Below are 639 nucleotides of genomic sequence, written 5' to 3'. Positions count from 1 at the left end.
ACTGCGGCGTCAGACCGCCGCGGAGGCACCGCCGTCGAGCGGGACGGCGGCCCCGGTGAGCTGCCGGGCGGCGGGCGAGAGCAGGAAGCGCACCAGCTCGGCGACGTCCTCGGGCTGGGTCAGCCTGCCCAGCGGGGTGCCCTCCGCGATGGCGCCGTTGACGCTCTCCGGGTCACTGCCGGCGCGGTCGGCCAGCTCCTTGGCGGTCTGCGCCCAGAGCGGGGTGTCGGTGACACCCGGATCGACCAGGTTCACCCTCACCCCGGAACGCCCGAGGTCCTTGGAGACCGCCTTGGCGAAGGCCGCCAGGGCGGCGTTGACCGTCCCGTTGACCGGGAAGAGCGGATCGGGCTCCTTGCGGAACGTACCCCCGACCAGCACCACGGCTCCCCCGCCGCGCTCCGCCATCACCCGCCCCGCCGCCCGGCAGAGCCGGACGGCACCCAGCAGCTTGGCGTTCAGCGTCGTCCACCACATGTCCTCGGTGGTCTCCAGCAACGGGGCCATCGGACCGTCGCCTGCGCTGTGGACCAGGCCGTCGATACGCCCCAGCCTCCGCAGCACCTCGGCGACGCCCTCCTCCACGGAGTCCGGCTTGTTGATGTCCATCCGCAGCGGCACCAGGCGGTCCCGCCCGGC

General features: G+C 73.9%; 1 protein-coding gene. It reads right to left on the bottom strand.

Annotated elements, in window-relative coordinates; genetic code table 11:
• Nucleotides 1-9 precede the first annotated feature (9 nt).
• A partial coding sequence (locus AOK09_RS36865; RefSeq protein ID WP_055591507.1) for an SDR family NAD(P)-dependent oxidoreductase occupies nucleotides 10-639 on the bottom strand: 630 nt, incomplete at its 5' end.

The organism is Peterkaempfera griseoplana, assembly GCF_001418575.1.
Taxonomy (GTDB): domain Bacteria; phylum Actinomycetota; class Actinomycetes; order Streptomycetales; family Streptomycetaceae; genus Peterkaempfera; species Peterkaempfera griseoplana.
The sequence above is the reverse complement of the archived record's forward strand: the minus strand, read 5'-3'. Positions and strand labels throughout refer to the sequence as shown.